Source organism: Delftia sp. Cs1-4, assembly GCF_000214395.1.
Classification (GTDB): domain Bacteria; phylum Pseudomonadota; class Gammaproteobacteria; order Burkholderiales; family Burkholderiaceae_C; genus Comamonas; species Comamonas acidovorans.
This window is the reverse complement of sequence record NC_015563.1, coordinates 4,344,879-4,360,748: the sequence shown is the minus strand read 5'-3', so window position 1 is coordinate 4,360,748 and position 15,870 is coordinate 4,344,879. Positions and strand designations below refer to the sequence as shown.

The following is a 15,870-nucleotide window of genomic DNA, read 5'->3' as shown; positions in this document are numbered from 1 at the left end:
TCAATGGCTCGCATTGCAAGTTGGAAAACCAGGCATGGCCTGAGGGCGTGCCAGGGCCGGGCACTCGCGTGGCCGGCCCTGGCGCTGTGGACGTGCGCACTGGCACTGGCCAGTACGCCGGCGCAGGCCCAGGGGCGCGCGGACACCGTGCTGTCCCAGATGCCGCTGTTCGTGAACCAGGCGTTGGCGCCCTTGAACATGCTGGTGATGGGGCGTGACCACAAGCTGTACTACGAGGCCTACAACGATGCCTCCGACCTCAACGGCGACGGTGTGATCGATGTCGGGTACAAGCCGGACCAGATCGACTACTACGGCTACTTCAACAACAACGTCTGCTACAGCTATTCCAAGGGTGTTTTCGTGCCCTCGCAGGCAGCGACCGGAAGCAACAGGAAAAAGTGCTCGAACAACTGGAGTGGCGACTTCCTGAACTATCTGGGCACATCGCGCATGGACGCCATACGCCGCGTGCTTTATGGCGGCATGCGTGCGGAGGACACGGCTTCGCGCACCGTTTTGCAGACCGCCTACATTCCCAGGGATGCGCACAGCTGGGGCAAGGCCTATGACCCTGCGCGGGATCTCGAGGTCTACAGCATTTCGGACTATGCGCCGCTGCGTCAGCCGGCGTCCGGCACGCGCCATCTGTTTGCCGTCACCACGCTGGGGGAGGCCGCTGGCGGCATCACACAGTTGCGCGTGCTCAATGACTCCTCGTTCCAGATCTGGGATTGGGTGTCCCAGGAGGGCTTTGCAGGGCAGAGCAACTGTGCAGGCGGCAATTCGTGCGCGCGAGGCACCAGCAGGATCACCGACTACAACCTGCTTGTGGAGGCCTGCTCCAGCAGCAATGTCCAGTTGCTCGAGGCCAGCTGCAAGGCCTATCCCAACGGCGGCAAGACCATCTACAAGCCCACGGGGCTGCTGCACGACTTCGGAGAGAACGGGAAGATGTACTTCGGCCTGCTCACAGGCTCGTACGAGAAAAACATCGCCGGCGGCGTGCTGCGCCGCAATATCAGCAATTTCGCAGAGGAAGTCGACCCTCAGACGGGCCAGTTCAGGACGGGTGTCAATGGCGTGGTCGCCAACATAGACCGCCAGCGCCTGATCGGCTACACCGGCGGCAAATACGTGGAATGCGGCTGGATCACGTCCGGACCCATCAGTTCGCTGGACAAGCCTTCGAAGTGCGCCATGTGGGGCAATCCCATCAGCGAAATGATGTTCGAGACCATGCGCTATTTCGGCGGCGCGTCCCAGGCCCTCGGCATCTATGACTACGCCGGTGGCTCCTCCAAGGATGCGTCCCTGGGCCTGTCCAAGCCCGCCTGGGAAACGCCCTACAGGGCCAAGGCCGAAGGCGGGGGCGGCTACCAGTACTGCTCCCGTCCCGTCATGACGGTGCTCAGCGACATCAATCCCTCCTACGACGGCAAGCTACCCGGCAGCCGCTACGCGAGCGTCGGCGCCAGCGCCCTCAATGGCTTCAATGTCTCTGACGAGGTGGCGGCCATCGGCTCGGCCGAGCGCATAGACGGGAAGAACTTCTTCATCGGCCAGTCAACGTCGGCCAATGCCGACCAGGCTCCTTCGGTCAAGACCATTGCAGACCTGTCCTGGGCGCGCGGCCTGTCTCCCGAGGAGCCCAGCAAGGAAGGCACCTACTATGCCGCCGGTGTGGCCCGTTTCGGCGCCAGGAATGCCATCTTCGGCAACAGCCAGGGCAAGAATGCGCTGAGGACCTACTCCGTGGCCATTGCGTCACCGCTGCCGGAAATACGCTTTCCGATCGGCGGCAAACGCTTTGTGACCATTGCGCCGTTTGCCAAGACCGTCTCCGGCAGTGCCGGTGGCAGCACCGTGAACAATGCGGTCTTCACGCCGACCAACCAGATCGTCGACTACTACGTGGTCAACATTGCCAACACGGGCAAGGCGGACATCGATGCCTCGGTCAATGGCGGGCGGCCCTATGCGGAGTTCCGCATCAACTACGAGGACGTGGAGCAGGGCGCCGACCATGACATGGACGCCATCGCGCGCTACACGGTCGCGCTGCAGGCCGATGGCAAGGTGAAGATCGACATGGTGTCTGAATACGCCGCTGGCGGCCTGGGACAGCACATGGGCTATGTGATCTCGGGCACCACCAAGGACGGCATGTACCTGGAGGTGCGTGACAAGGACACGGCCTCGGCCTACTACGCCTACAACACGCCACCCAATCGCGATCCGGGCTACTGCCGGGGCAGCATCTCGGCCCAGCAGCGCACGGAATGCACGAACCTGGGACTCACGGCCACCCGCAGCTTCACTCCCGGCAATGCGACCGACGCGGGCAGCTTCCTGAAGGGACCGCTGTGGTATGCCGCCAAGTACGGCGTGCCGGACCGCGACCCCTCCAAGATCACGGGAGATCCGGACAACTATTTTCTGGTGACCAATGCCGGCACGCTCAAGGACCAATTGACCAAGGCGTTCAACGACATCCTGCAGAGCATCAGTTCCGTGACGGCGGTCAGCGTGGACATGCCCACTGCGACACTGGGCGAAGGCGCCGACCTGTACCGGAGCACGTTCGAGGTTCAGTACTGGAGCGGCGATGTCATCCGCGAGAAGCTAACCACCAGCGACAGGACGCTGGTCTGGAGCGCGGCGGAACTCCTGTCGGAGCGGTCCGCCGATGACCGCAAGATCTACTATCCCAGCAGGACCGGCAGTGCCGTGTCGCTGAGCCCTTTCACGTACTCCAGTCTCAGCGGGCAGCGCTCCGATGCGTCCTGGCTGGCCGTGCTCAACACGGACCCGGCCACGAACTCCGCCGATGGCCAGGCAAAAAAGCGCATCGAGTTCCTGCGTGGCGAGGTGCGCGATGACTTGCGCGTGCGCAAGCCCCTGGCCAGCGGAAAGCCCAATGTGCTGGGCGACATCGTCAATTCCTCGCTGGTGCGGGTCAAGGGCGGCCTGTACCGCGCCTCCGCTGCGGACAAGCTGGAGGGCAGCACCACCTATGCCGCCTTTGCCGCGAAACAGGCTGCCAAGGAGATGCTGTATGTGGGCGCCAACGACGGCATGCTGCACGCCTTCGACGCGGCATCTGGCAAGGAGGAGTTCGCCTTCATTCCATCGGGGGTGAAGAATTCGCTCAATGTCCTGGCGTCCCGGTATGGCGCGGGCGGCGCTCCCCACCGCTACTTCGTGGACGGGACGCCCGTGGTCTCCGATGTCTACTTCGGCAACGCCTGGCACAGGGTGCTGGTCGGCAGCCTGGGCGCGGGCGGGCGGCAGGTCTTTGCGCTGGACGTCACGGACCCCAACTCCCCCCGGTTGCTGTGGGAGTTCGGGGTTGAACAGGACGAACGCATGGGTTACTCGATGCCCGCGCCTGTCGTTGCGCGGCTCAACGACGCCGGCCGGTCCAAGGGCAGGTGGGTGGTGTTCCTGTCCAATGGCTACCAGGCGTCGAACAGCGCCTCCGGCGAGTCCAGCCTGTTTGTGCTGGATGTCTCCAGTGGCGAGGTCATCCGGCGCTTTGATTTCGCGGCAGGCATGACGGCTGCGGAGTTGAACGCGCTGCCTGCGCCGAAAAACGGCCTGTCGCGTGCCGCCGTGGTGGACAACAACGGCGATGGCAAGGTGGACCTGGCCTATGCCGGTGATCTTGCGGGCAATGTATGGCGCGTGGACCTGGCCAGTGGTGCCAGCGGCTCATGGAATGCGCAACTGTTCTTTGTGGCACGCGAGTCCGAACGCAGCGGTGGCAAGCGGCTGTCCATCACCACCGCACCCTACGTGGTGCGGCACTCCAGCGGCAAGGGCGATGTGGTGGCCTTCGGCACGGGCCGCTTCATAACGGATGACGACAAGCTGGACATGCGCCGGCAATCGGTGTTCGGTGTCTGGGATCGCTACGGCACACCCGCCACGGCTGCGCCGCAGCCGCTGCCTACCGCCGGCAAGGGGCGCGGGGATCTGCAGGACCAGCAGTTCACTCAGGTGAGCGGCTTTCCGGGCAAGTTCGCCCTGTCGGCCAACCCGGTCACCTGGTACAAGGACGTCACCAGCACCGCCGACTCCAATGTGCACAGCTGGGGCTGGTACGTCGATCTGCCGCGCGATGGAGAAAGACTGGTCTACGACATGAGCCTGTACGGGCGGGGACTGGTGTTCACCTCCATCCGCCCACCGCTGGGCGACCCCTGCTCCGCGGGTCTGGCCAGCACGATCTACGCCATCGATCCCGACACCGGGGGCAAGACCGACTATGTCGCCTTCGATGTGAACGGCGACGGCATCTTCAACGCCTCCGACAACCTGGCAGGCCAGCAGGTCAACGGCCGCGAGGTGGGGCCGGGCAGGACCACCATCAGCGGCGCGAAGATCTTCGACTCCAGCGGAAAGCCAAGCGGGGCGGGAGACCCAGTCAAGACCGGGGGCGACGATATCAACAGCGGAGTGGACCGGGGGCGACAGAGCTGGCGCCGCCAGCCAGCGAACCCGTGACCGCCATGCCATCCACTACACACAGGGGCCTGCCGGCCCCGGCCGTCTGGCTGGCCCTGCGGGCCCCCAAGGAGAAATGCGTGCGCAGCAAGCTAAATGGATTCACGCTGATCGAGCTGATGATCACGGTGGCGGTGGTCGCCATTCTTTCGGCGATCGCCTACCCCTCCTACCAGGAATACGTGCTGCGATCGCGGCGCGTGGAGGCGCAAAGCCTGCTGGGCGAGGCCGCCGCCCGGCAGGAGCGCTGGCGGGCGCAGAACGGCGGCTACACAAGCTCCGTCGCCAACCTCAGGCTGCCCTGGGGAGACAAGTCCGAGAACGGCCACTACACCCTGACGATGGCCACGGCCGCCAATGACGGCGGCTACACGCTCAAGGCCACGCGCACCGGCCGCCAGGCATCGGACAGGCGCTGCGGCGACTACACCCTGAACGCCCTGGGCGTGAAGGGCATCTCGCCCTTGGGAACGGTGGGAGACTGCTGGCGCTGAGCGCCACCGGGGCCGGGGCCTCAGTCCTGCGCCTCATCCACAAATTCCACCATGGCCGCCGACACCTTGGGCAAGCGGCCTCGTACCCGTGCCGTGCTACCCCAGTCAGGTGCGTTGCGAATCCAGCTGCTCACCGTTCCTGGCCACTTCCTGCGCCTTGGAGTAGCTTTCGATCAGCAACTGGTAAGGCGGGAAGACTGCGCTGTAGGCCTGCGCCCACTGCAGCGCGTCCTCACGGTTCCAGGTCTTTTGCACCTCCGAGCACACCGCCGCCGTGTCCATCGGCACGACACCAGCCTGCACGATGCGCGCCAGCGTGATTTCCTGCGCCATTTTCGAGTAGGTCCCCGAGGCGTCGATCACCGCGAAGACCTGGTAGCCCTCGTGCACCGCGGCGATGCTGGGAAAGGCCATGCAGACGCTGGTGATCGTCCCCGCGATGATGAGCTGCCTGCGCCCAGTGGCCTTGACGGCAGCGACGAACTCCGGGTTGTCCCAGGCGTTGATCTCGCCCTTGCGCGCAACGTACCGGGCATGCGGGGCGTACTGGTGGATCTCGGGGATCAAGGGGCCGTTCGGACCCTGCGGCACCGATGCGGTGGTGATGACCGGGATCTTCGCCAGTGTCGCTACCTTGGCGAGTGTGGTGGCATTGGCACGCACCTCGGTGAAGGGCATGTCCTTGATGGTCTGGAACAGGCCGCTTTGATGGTCGATCAGCAGCATCGCCACATTGTCGGGATCGATGACCGGGCGGGCGCCGTTGAAGTTGGCGATGGTTTGGGGTGTGCTCACGGTCTTCTCCTCAATTGCCCTGGGTGAGCGTGGTGTGGCTCGTGATCAGGTTGCGGTAGTCGGGGATGTGGTTGGAAAACAGAGTGCCCAGCCCCTGCACGTCGTTGCGCCAGTCGCGGTGCAGTTCGCAGGCAGCGCCGAACCAGCTCATCAGTTGCACGCCGGCCTGCGACATGCGATTCCACGCCGCATCGCGGGTGATGGAGTTGAAGGTGCCGGAGGCGTCAGTGATCACGAAGACGTCGAAGCCTTCCTCGATGGCCGACAGTGCCGGGAAGGCCACGCACACCTCGGTCACCACGCCGGCGATGATCAGTTGCTTCCTGCCCGTGGCCTTCACGGCCTTGACGAAGTCCTCGTTGTCCCAGGCGTTGATGTTGCCGGGCCGGGCGATGTAGGGCGCCTGGGGAAACTGGCTCTTGAGCTCCGGCACCAGCGGTCCGTTGGGGCCGTTCTCGAAGCTGGTCGTCAGGATGGTGGGCAGCTTGAAATAGCTGGCGATGTCGGCCAGCGCCAGCACGTTGTTCTTGAATTTGTCCGGGTCGATGTCGCGTACAAGGGATAGCAGGCCGGTCTGGTGGTCTACCAGCAGCACGGCGGCGTTGTCCTTGTCCAGGCGGACGTAGGGCTTGGTCATGGTGAATCTCCTTGGGTCGCCCAGACAAAGGTCTTGGCTGATGGATAGAGAATAGGATTTGAACGATGAACGCGGTAGTCGTTAATAATTGCCATCAGAGTCCTATCTGAGGAACGATGGAGACGGTGTGCAATGAAAGACCTGAACGACCTCTACTACTACGTGCAGGTGGTGGACCACGGCGGCTTTGCGCCCGCGGGCCGCGCGCTGGGGATGCCCAAATCCAAGCTGAGCCGGCGCATCGCGCAGCTTGAGGAGCGTCTCGGCACGCGCCTGATCCAGCGCTCCACGCGGCGATTTGCCGTCACCGAGATCGGCCAGACCTACTACGGCCACTGCAAGGCGATGCTGGTGGAGGCCGACGCCGCCGACGAGGCCATCGCGCTGACCCACGCCGAGCCGCGCGGCATCGTGCGCATGACCTGCCCGGTGGCGCTGCTTGATGCGCGCATCGCCGACATGCTGGCGGCCTTCATGGCCGCGTATCCGCGCGTGGAGATCCACCTCGAGGAAACCAACCGCCGCGTGGACGTGGTGGGAGAAGGAATCGACGTTGCCATCCGCGTGCGCCCGCCGCCGCTGGAGGACAGCGACCTGGTGATGCGCATGCTCGCCGAGCGCGGGCAATGTCTGGTGGCCTGCCCGCAGCTGTTGACAGGCGGCATCCCCCAGGTGCCCGCCGATCTGGCAGGCCTGCCGAGCATGGACCTGGGCCTGCCGCAGCACGAGCATGTGTGGCACCTGATCGGCCCGGACGGCACGCAGGCGGCCATCCGCCACCGGCCGCGCCTGGTCACGCGCGGCATGCTGGCGCTGCGCGCGGCGGCCTTGGCGGGGGTGGGCGTGGTGCAACTGCCCTCGATGATGGTGCGCGAGCAGATCGCGTGCGGTGAACTGGTCCACGTCATCCCGGGCTGGGCGCCACGGCGCGAGATCATCCATGCGGTGTTCGCCTCACGGCGCGGGCTGCTGCCGGCCGTGCGGGCGCTGCTGGATTTCCTGGCAGAGCGGTTTGAGGCGCTGGACGAAGACTGAGCTGCCGGCAAGCCCCATGGTGGCGATTGCAGCAGCTCATGGCTGCATCTCGCCTTGTGGGGCGCGGCTCCTGCCGCATGTCCGTTCAATGCGGGTGTTGGTGTCCGGATGGCATGCGCTTGGGTTGCTGCACCCAGACCTTGACCTTGTATTCGCCAGCCTTTTCGAACTGCAGCGTCAGATCGAAGCGATCACCCTCGCGCAGGGGCTGCGTGAGTCCGATCAGCATGAGGTGGTGTGACTGGCCATGGCGCAACTGCACTTCCTGGCCTGCGGGCAGTTCGATGAAGGGCACTTCGCGCATGCGCATGATGTCGCCCTCCATCTTCATCTCATGCAGCTCCACGCGTGCGGCCGCTGGCGTGCTGGCCCCGATGAGCCGGTCGGCGTTCTTTCCCTTGTTCCTGATCCCCCGCAAATACGCCGCCCCGTTGCTGGAGCCGGCAATGGAGGGTGTGGCGTAGGGGTGGTCTATGACCAGGTCTCCCGCCCGGAAGTCATGGGCCCGTGCCGTCAGCGGCAGTGTCAGGGCACAGCCTGTGCCCAGCAGCATTCCAAGCGCCTGGCGGCGAAGCATTGTGGTCATTTCCAGTTCCTTTCAAACAGGGCATCGGGGGTCCAGATCAGCCGCAGGCCTGCCACCGTATGGCCTTTGCCAGCGATGTGCTCGCGCCCGGCTTCAAGCGCGATCAGAACGCTTTTGACGGGGCGCCAGCCGGCCATGGCCGTGAAGCGGCGCGATGGGCTGTTGGGCAGCAGGTTGGCGTCCGTGGCCACCAGCAGGGCGCCCGGTCCGCTGACGCGATTGGTGCTTCTGAGCCATTCCTGGCGGGCGCCGAATTCCCAGCGTGCGCGCGGCTGCCAGAGCACTTCCAGCCAGCCGCCCAGCGTGCGGCCCTGGTAGCGGGTGTCGCCGTTCTGGGAATAGAGGTTTCCGCTTTCGCGCCGCCAGATGCCTGCTCCGGTGAGCTTGACGCCCTGCAGCGGCGTGGTCCAGGTGGCGCTGGCCCCGGCCAGGTCCACGGTGCCGTCGAAGCAGGTGATGTCGCGCAGGCTGGCGTTGCACTGTGGCGCCGTGTGGATGTGGCCGCTGTTGGAGCGCTGTACATAGGCGCCGCGGCCCTTGGGCTGCATCCGGCTGTAGAAGACGTCTGCCTCCACCGAGGTCCAGGCGGCGCTGGCATGCACGACGGGCGCCCAGGCGGCGTTGTCGCTGCCGGGAAAGCGCCGGGCGCGCCAAAGCCCCAGGTCAATGCCTTGCAGCCAGGACATGGCGCCTTGCAGGTGGGGACGCCAGGCGGCGTTGATGCCATCCTCGATCCAGTCGCCGTTGAAGGCCGCCCGCTTGGCCAGCGGCATCTGGCCGTAGCGGTCGAAGTGCCCGGCACGCGTGAGCACCTGTCCCATGGGCACGCGGTTGCGGCCTGCGCCCAGGGTCAGCTCGGCGTCTGAGCCGCTGCGCGCCTCCATCCAGGCGGCCTCCACGTGGGCTGGGTCGCTGTCGTGCCAGCCCATCGCGATGTTGGCCCCCAGTTGGGGAGATACGCGCAGGCCGGCGCCCAGGGTGCCATGCTCCAGCCGCCAGCCGCGCTGGTCGTCAGGCGTGTCGCCCAGGCCCAGCGTGCCGGCCAGCCTGGGCGCCGGCAAGGCGGAGTCGCCATGGAGATAGGCGGCCACCGCCGCCATGTCGATGCGCAGGCCGTTGGTCTGCGGTATGCCGTCATCCAGGGTGTGCGCGGCGGCGCCGCCTGCCGCCAAGGCGATGACGGCGGCGATGGCCGCTGCCAGCGGTGTGCATTGTGCGAGGAAGGTGCGTTGCATGCTATTGGCCTGCCTGCCGTGCAAAGGGATCGGCCAGCCTGGGGTTGGTGAGCAGCTCATGGTCCGTGAGGGTTTTGAGAAAGGCCAGCAGGTCGGCGCGGTCGTCGGCCGTCAGGGCGATCTGGTTGATGAAGTCGTTCTTGTTGGGGTTGGCGCGCCCGTCGCCGGCATGCGGGCCGGACGTGATGTTGCGGCCCCCGGCCGCATAGAACTGCAGCACTTCCTCCAGCGTCGCGATGCTGCCGTCATGCATGTAGGGGCCGGTGACCTCCACATTGCGCAGGCTGGGCGCGCGGAACTTGCCCATGTCCTTGAAGAGCTGGGTCAGTTCGTAGACGCCCCGGTTGGGCTCGGGGAAGGCGCCGGTGCCGCCGATGTTGTAGAGGCCCGTGTTGTGGAACGGGGTCTCGACGATGCGGCTGCCCGCGTGCACGATCTGGTCGTTGAAGTTGAAGCTGCTGTGGCAGTGGAAGCACTCGGCCTTTTCGCCGAAGAACAGGTTCATGCCGCGCTGCTCGGCCGGGTTCAGTGCCGTGCTGCCCTTGAGGTACTGGTCATATTTGCTGTTGCCCGAAAGAATGGTGCGCTGGAATGCCGAGATGGCGTGGATCACATTGCCCCAGGTGATGGGCGCTGCCTGGCCCGGGTAGGCCCTGGCGAAGCGCGGGCCGTAGCCGGTGTCGGCAGCCAGCCGCGCGAGGATTTCCTCCTTGTTGTTGTCGTTGACGCCCATCTCCACCGGGTCCGTGCCGAACAGCGGCGTCTCCATCTGCTTTTCAAGCGTGACCAGCGAGGGGTTGGCCCAGGTCAGCGTGGCGTTGTAGACCACGTTGGCCAGGCTCTGGGCGTTGCGCGGATGTGCGTGACCTGTGGAGCCCAGTGAGGTCGTCAGGCCATCGGTGAAGGCCTTGGACTGTATGTGGCAGCTCGCGCAGGCCTGCGTGCCATTGCCCGAAAGGCGCCTGTCGTAGAACAGAAAGCGGCCGAGCTCGACCTTCTCTGCCGTCATGGGATTGGTGTCGGGCACCTTGGGGGTGGGGAAAAAGGAGGGCAGCGCCCAGGACCAGCCCGTGCTGCTGCCGGAGTCATCGTGGACGGCGGTGTCGCCGCCCCCGCAGCCCGCCAGGGCGATGGCCCCGGCAAGGCCGCACAGGGCGGCGGTCCATGCCGCCACCCGCCGAAGCGAATGGGGCTTGTGCATTACTTGGCCTCGGTACGGAACACGGTCTGGCCGCTGCCTTCATTGATGGAGCGGCCCGTGGTCAGATCGATCTTGAGCGCGCTGAAGATGGGCACGCATTCCGGATCGGTGGCCCCGGACATGCAGCCGGCGGCGCCGCCCAGGTCTTCCTTGACGTTCGAGCCCTGCAGCAGCTGCGCAATGTCCAGCACCACCTTCTGGGTGCCGGCATTGAAATCGCCGAACCCGAAATCCATGCGGTCCGGACGCGCGCAGCTGACCGTCTCGCCGGTCACGGGGTTGCCCGTGCAGCCGGTGGAGCCCAGGTGCACGTAGAACGTCTTGCCGGGGGCGGCCGGCGCGGGGCGGGCCACGCCGCCCACGGGGTTGACCTCGATCTGGGCGAACTTGCGGCCGGCCTGCCAGGACCAGGCCAGGGCCTGCACATCGAGCGGCTTGGGTGCGACGGCATAGTCGGTGTGGTTGACCGAGGAGGGCACGCCCACGGTCATCCTGATGCCCTTGTACGTGCCTGCGGGCACCGTGCCCCGGACCTGCGTGTTCTGCGCCTGCGTGCCTGCGTCGGCGCATGCGCCGGTGCCGTCCTCCAGGTCGATCAGCGTCACCTCCTTGGTCTGCCAGTCGTTGACATCCAGGGTGACGGCCACGGCCTCGCCCTTGTCATTGATCAGCGAGACGCCGCTGACGTAAAAGCGCAGGTCATGCAGGTCCACCGTGGCCTGGCTGGTTCCCATGCCGGCGATGGGCGTGCCGCATTTGGCGGGCAGGTTGCCGGCCTTGGCGGCGAACTCGATGGCCACGGCCTGGGGGCCCGTGGGCGTGGTGGGTGTGGTGGGCGTGGTGGGCTGGCCGTTGTCACCGCCTCCGCCGCCACCGCAGGCGGCCAGCAGCAGCGGCAGCGCGGTGGCGATCAGGGCGAGGGGAAAGCGGGAGTTGTCAAAGTAAGTGGTACGCATGGGTAAACGGTTTCTTGGTGCCTGCGCTGGGGCCATGGCGGCGCGCAGGCGTGGGTAACCCTGCAGGCTGCGACACGGGTCGCGGCTTGGCATGGGAAAGGAGTTCGGGAATGGGCGACGGTATGCCGCCCGTGCGGCCCTTTCGGGCGTCAGGAAAGGGGAGGTGCCCTGGGGGGAGTGCTCAGCACCACGCGCAGCACGGTGTCCCGCGGGCGCAGGGCCTGGGGCGGCAGCGGGGTGGGAGGCGGCGGCGCGGCAAAGCGCAGGTCCGCGCGGGACAAATCAGGAGGGGCATCGCTCACGACCCGGCACAGGGGGCAATGCGCCTGGCCAGCGGCCGTGGTTTGACCATCGGCTTCGGGCTCGCCTGCAGCAGACACCGGTTGCGCCTGCTGCAGGCCCAGGGGTGTGCAGACTTCCATGGCCAGCCGCGCCAGCGGGTCGCCACTGACTTGGCCCGATGCCAGCACCATCGCCAGGGCAGGGTGCACAAAGGCGAACAGCAGCGCCGCAACCATCCAGGCGGCAAAGCGCCGGCCCTGGTCGCGCCGCTGTCGTGCGCCCGGCAACGCCCACGGCCAGGCGGGTGGCCCGAAGGCCACCAGGCGCTTGATGCGGAGGCTGCTGCAGCGCATGGGCCCCGTGTCAGTGCTTGTGATCGTGGCCCGAGGGCGCCGCCTTGGTGGCCAGCGGGCGTACGGGTGCCTGCACCTGCACGGATTCACGCTTGCCGTCCTTGCCTTCGATGATGAGGGTCAGCGGCACGGTCTGGCCTTCCTGCACCTGCTGCTTGAGGTCCAGCAGCATCACGTGGTAGCCGCCGGGCTTGAGTTCCACGGTCTTGCCTGCCGGCAGCGCGATGGACGGCACCTGGCGCATCTTCATCACGTTGTCCTGCATGGCCATCTCATGGACTTCGACGACCGGCGTCAGGGGCGAAGTCGCTGCGACGAGCTTGCTGTCCTGGGCGGCCTGCAGCTTAAGGAACGCGCCGGTGGCCTTTTGCTGCGGCACGGTGGCGCGCACCCATGCATCACTGACGCTGACCTGGGCATTGGCGAATCCGCTGATCATGGCGGCGGCAAGGGCAAGCAAACGGACGTGGCGTTTCATGGGGTTCTCCTTCGTTGGCAAAAAATGTCGTGCGTGCTATGTGCGTGCCTGGTACGTGACTGGTGCGGTGGACGGCTGGAAGGTGTCCATCAGAAGCGCAGGTTCATGCTGGCATAGACGCCGCGCCCGTCGGCGGGCGAGTAGCCCGAGGAGCCGCTGTCATACCAGGCGTAGACGTACTTGCGGTTGGTGACGTTCTTGACCTGCAGGCCCAGGTCCATGGTGTCTGAGAGGCGGTAGCTGGCACCCAGGTTCAGCACGGCGAACTTGCCTGCTCGGCCCTGGGTATTGGTGCGCTCCAGGTAGTAGTCGCCCTGGGCATTGCCCCAGGCCGACAGCTTCAGCCGGTCCGTGGCCTGCCAGTCCACGCCGGCCGAGACCAGGTAGTGCGGCACGTTCTCGATTTCCTTGCCCAGGGTAGCGGGTGCGCTGGGGTCGGGCGCGGTGATGCGCGCCACCTGGTGGGAGTAGGCGATCCAGGCGGTGGTGCGGGCATGGGGCTTCACGTTGAGCTGGATGTCGTAGCCCTTGCGCAGCGTCTTGCCCACGTTGCCCAGGCCGCCGGGGTCGGGCAGGCCGTCCACGCCCAGCACCCGGGCCACCTCGCCCGAGGCGCGCTGCTCCCAGTAGGCCACGCGGCCGTTGAGCCAGGGCAGGGGAGAGAACTTGACGCCCGCTTCCCAGCCATCATTGATGGAGGGCCTGAGGTTGCGATCCTGCGTGCGGTAGGCGTCGATGCCCGAGCCGATCTGGAAGGTCCGGCCCCAGTTCGCGTAGACGCTGGCCCGCTGGCTCAGGGTGTAGGCGATGCTGATCTTGGGCTGCTTGATCAGGCCGTAGTCATGCACGGGGGCGCGCGTGCCGGCCAGGCGGTCGATGAAGTGGCCATCCACGTCGTCAATGCGCAGCGCCGGGATGATCCGCAGGGCTTCGATGGGGCGGATCACGGCCTGCACGTAGGCGCCCTGCGTATGGAGGTCGAAGTCCCAGTCGCGGAACTGCGAGGTCCGCACGCGCTCCGTGGTGCGGTAGCGCTGGCCCAGGTTGCTTTGCCGCTGGGCGTCCAGACCGCCTTCGAGCGTGAATTCATGCGCCCAGTCCACCTTGGGGCGCCAGGTCAGGGTGGTGATGGCGCCTTGCTGCTGCTCGTCGTTGTAGCGCTCCTGCTGCGATCCCGCTGCCGAGAAGCGTACCCAGCGCTGGTTCTCGTACTGGTTGGCGTAGACCTTGGCAGACAGCGACAGCTCGGGCGTCAGTTCGCCATCCAGGTGGGCGCTGAGCTGGCCGGTTTCCCGCTCGCCACGGTCGGCCGCCGCATAGGCCGGGGAGCTGCGCGGCGCCTTGATGGCTTCTTCGTAGCTGAGGTAGCCCGACTCCAGCGCCTTGTTGCGGTAGTAGCGCGCGATCACGCCGGTGCGCCAGCGGCCATCGTCCGAGGTGTAGAACCATTTGCCGGACAGGGACAGCTTGCGGGCATCGGCATGGTCCCGGTAGCCGTCCGAATCGCGCCAGGCCAGGAAATAGTTCTGGCTCCAGTTGCCGCTCTCGATGCCCTTGGACACCTGCAACTCCTGGGTGCCGAAGCTGCCCACGGTCACGCTGGCACGGCCCTCGTTGCCGCCCGTGCGGGTGATCACGTTGGCATTGCCGGCGATGTTGTTGAGGCCGTAGCGCGCGTCATTGGTGCCGCGCACGATCTCGATGGCCTCGATGTCCAGCGGGAAGACCGCGTCCAGAAAGGGCATGCCCCCGGCGTTGTCATTGCTGGGGATGCCATCGATCAGCAGCTTGACCGCATTGATGCGGCCTTCGCCATTGAAGCCCCGGAAGGAGAAGCGCCCGGCATCCGTGCCCTGCTTGAACTGCGTGACCTGCACGCCGGGCGCCTTGGACAGCAGCTCCCAGCTGTAGTCCACATGCTCGTTCTCGAGGATGTCCGCGCCCACGATGTCCACGGAGCTGAACACGCTGCGCGTGGACAGCGGGCCGGAGGCCTTGGAGGTGATGCTGATGGTGCCCAGCGTCAGGGCGGAGTCGTCCTGGCTCAACGGTTGGGGGGCGACCAGGCCCTGGGCATGGGCCGCCGAGGCCAGTGCCAGGGTGATGGACAGGACCAGGGGGCTGCGCGAGAAGGAGAGGGAGACAGACATCGCGTGAGGCAGACGGTGGATGGTGTGGAGGAGGCGATCGGCTCAATGGGCCGGATGTGCGGATGGGGGATGCTGGCCCTGCGCGTCCATATGGACCATGCCGTCGAACAGGGACAGCAGGGCGCGGCGCGGGGCGGGCATGGCGGACTCGGCTTGTACGACCTTGCTGGCCAGGCTGCGCGCGGCCGATGCAGACAGGCCAGCCATTGCCAGCATCTTGGGATCCTTGAGCCCATCGCCGCCACAGACGGCCTGGTCACAGGCGGGCGCAATGGGGGCTTGGGGCAGGGCAGGAAATGACCTCGCAACTGGCGTGGCACAAGGCCTTGCCATGGTGTCGCGGCCAAGGCAGCCGCGCTATCGATGCGAGGGAATCAGGCCTGTGCGGGAGGCCCGCGGGGCGGAAGCGGCGCGCCGACCAGGGCTGCGATATGGGCCGCTGCAAACGGATGCAGGGCTGCCGCCAGAGGATGGGGTTGTGCCACCGCCAGGCTGACGGGAGGCAGAGGCAATGCAGGGGCCAGGCACATCGAGCAATCGAGCGTGTGCTGACCTGGCGCCTGGGCCTGGCCCTGGCCCTCGTCGTCAAGAACCACCATGGTGATGGCTCCGCCGCTGGAGCAGATGAGCTCCATGGTCTTGGGGTTCACGAAGGGCGAAGCGCCCGCAACACCCAGCGTCAGCAGGAACCACGCCAGTGCGAGGCGCTTCCAGAATGACGATGTGCGAAGGGTGTGCATAGCCCGCGATTATGGGGGCGATATCGGACCGACAGCAACCTTCTTGCGCAATGGCGGATGCAGATCTGGCCCGGTTGCGACGCTTCCAGCACCATCAACGCATCGCCCGCAGCTACAGCCTTTCCAGCTTTGCAATGCACGGCAGCAATCCTGCCTGCCTGGCTGGCTACCACCTGGAACTCCATCTTCATCGCTGGCAGATGGACGAGGTCGGAAGCTGGATGTACCTGAAGCCCGAGACCAGCGCGGGCTCTTGGACTTCTTTGGACTTGTTGGGATTTCTTGGGATGCCAGGATGGCCTGCCCGGAGGGACTCGAACCCCCGACCTATTGCTTAGAAGGCAATTGCTCTATCCGGTTGAGCTACGGGCAGGTATGGCCGCTGACGGGCCAGCGCGGATCATACCCGCAATGGGCGG

14 protein-coding genes and 1 tRNA gene are annotated in these 15,870 nt (G+C 66.1%); 3 read left to right on the top strand and 12 right to left on the bottom strand.

All coding sequences use genetic code 11. From position 1 onward, the window contains the following. The first annotated feature begins 3 nt into the window (after positions 1 to 3). Positions 4 to 4,509, top strand: a complete 4,506-nt coding sequence (locus DELCS14_RS18990) for a PilC/PilY family type IV pilus protein (protein WP_013803117.1) — start codon at positions 4 to 6, stop codon at positions 4,507 to 4,509. 80 nt (positions 4,510 to 4,589) lie between these two features. Beyond that, positions 4,590 to 5,003 carry a type IV pilin protein gene (locus DELCS14_RS18985; RefSeq protein WP_170962055.1) on the top strand — a complete coding sequence of 138 codons (414 nt, stop codon included), beginning with the start codon at positions 4,590 to 4,592 and terminating at the stop codon, positions 5,001 to 5,003. A 105-nt stretch (positions 5,004 to 5,108) separates the two neighbouring features. Here DELCS14_RS18985 and DELCS14_RS18980 read toward each other — a convergent pair whose 3' ends face one another. Then, positions 5,109 to 5,798, bottom strand: a complete 690-nt coding sequence (locus DELCS14_RS18980; protein ID WP_013803115.1) for a hydrolase — start codon at positions 5,796 to 5,798, stop codon at positions 5,109 to 5,111. A gap of 10 nt (positions 5,799 to 5,808) precedes the next feature. Continuing rightward, positions 5,809 to 6,435, bottom strand: a complete 627-nt coding sequence (ycaC, locus tag DELCS14_RS18975) for an isochorismate family cysteine hydrolase YcaC (RefSeq protein ID WP_013803114.1) — start codon at positions 6,433 to 6,435, stop codon at positions 5,809 to 5,811. 132 nt (positions 6,436 to 6,567) lie between these two features. On the opposite strand from ycaC, the gene DELCS14_RS18970 reads away from it, so the two are divergent. Then, complete coding sequence (locus tag DELCS14_RS18970) at positions 6,568 to 7,470, top strand: LysR family transcriptional regulator (RefSeq protein WP_013803113.1); 903 nt, start codon at positions 6,568 to 6,570, stop codon at positions 7,468 to 7,470. Positions 7,471 to 7,555: 85 nt separating this feature from the next. Here DELCS14_RS18970 and DELCS14_RS18965 read toward each other — a convergent pair whose 3' ends face one another. The 10 genes from DELCS14_RS18965 to DELCS14_RS18920 all read right to left on the bottom strand — a co-directional run bounded on the left by DELCS14_RS18965 (position 7,556) and on the right by DELCS14_RS18920 (position 15,824). After that, the gene (locus DELCS14_RS18965; RefSeq protein ID WP_013803112.1) at positions 7,556 to 8,056 is read right to left on the bottom strand and encodes a copper chaperone PCu(A)C; all 501 of its coding nucleotides are present in this window, start codon (positions 8,054 to 8,056) and stop codon (positions 7,556 to 7,558) included. Beyond that, positions 8,053 to 9,291, bottom strand: a complete 1,239-nt coding sequence (locus DELCS14_RS18960) for a hypothetical protein (RefSeq protein WP_013803111.1) — start codon at positions 9,289 to 9,291, stop codon at positions 8,053 to 8,055. Before DELCS14_RS18960 ends, DELCS14_RS18965 begins: the two co-directional genes overlap by 4 nt. A 1-nt stretch (position 9,292) precedes the next feature. Next, positions 9,293 to 10,492, bottom strand: a complete 1,200-nt coding sequence (locus tag DELCS14_RS18955; protein ID WP_013803110.1) for a methanobactin export MATE transporter MbnM — start codon at positions 10,490 to 10,492, stop codon at positions 9,293 to 9,295. Continuing rightward, the gene (locus DELCS14_RS18950; RefSeq protein ID WP_013803109.1) at positions 10,492 to 11,448 is read right to left on the bottom strand and encodes an MbnP family copper-binding protein; all 957 of its coding nucleotides are present in this window, start codon (positions 11,446 to 11,448) and stop codon (positions 10,492 to 10,494) included. Before DELCS14_RS18950 ends, DELCS14_RS18955 begins: the two co-directional genes overlap by 1 nt. A gap of 149 nt (positions 11,449 to 11,597) precedes the next feature. Further along, positions 11,598 to 12,083: a DUF2946 family protein gene (locus DELCS14_RS18945; RefSeq protein ID WP_013803108.1), complete on the bottom strand. Its 486-nt coding sequence runs from the start codon at positions 12,081 to 12,083 to the stop codon at positions 11,598 to 11,600. A 10-nt stretch (positions 12,084 to 12,093) separates the two neighbouring features. Beyond that, the gene (locus tag DELCS14_RS18940; RefSeq protein WP_013803107.1) at positions 12,094 to 12,561 is read right to left on the bottom strand and encodes a copper chaperone PCu(A)C; all 468 of its coding nucleotides are present in this window, start codon (positions 12,559 to 12,561) and stop codon (positions 12,094 to 12,096) included. 89 nt (positions 12,562 to 12,650) lie between these two features. Beyond that, positions 12,651 to 14,711: a TonB-dependent receptor gene (locus tag DELCS14_RS18935; RefSeq protein WP_013803106.1), complete on the bottom strand. Its 2,061-nt coding sequence runs from the start codon at positions 14,709 to 14,711 to the stop codon at positions 12,651 to 12,653. Between the two features lie 42 nt (positions 14,712 to 14,753). Next, positions 14,754 to 14,927 (bottom strand): hypothetical protein, encoded by a 174-nt coding sequence (locus DELCS14_RS18930; RefSeq protein WP_013803105.1) that lies wholly within the window; start codon positions 14,925 to 14,927, stop codon positions 14,754 to 14,756. 158 nt (positions 14,928 to 15,085) lie between these two features. After that, a complete protein-coding gene (locus tag DELCS14_RS18925; RefSeq protein ID WP_013803104.1) occupies positions 15,086 to 15,451 on the bottom strand; it encodes a DUF2946 family protein in 366 nt (121 codons plus the stop codon). Between the two features lie 296 nt (positions 15,452 to 15,747). Beyond that, a tRNA-Arg gene (locus DELCS14_RS18920) sits at positions 15,748 to 15,824 on the bottom strand. Positions 15,825 to 15,870 lie beyond the last annotated feature (46 nt).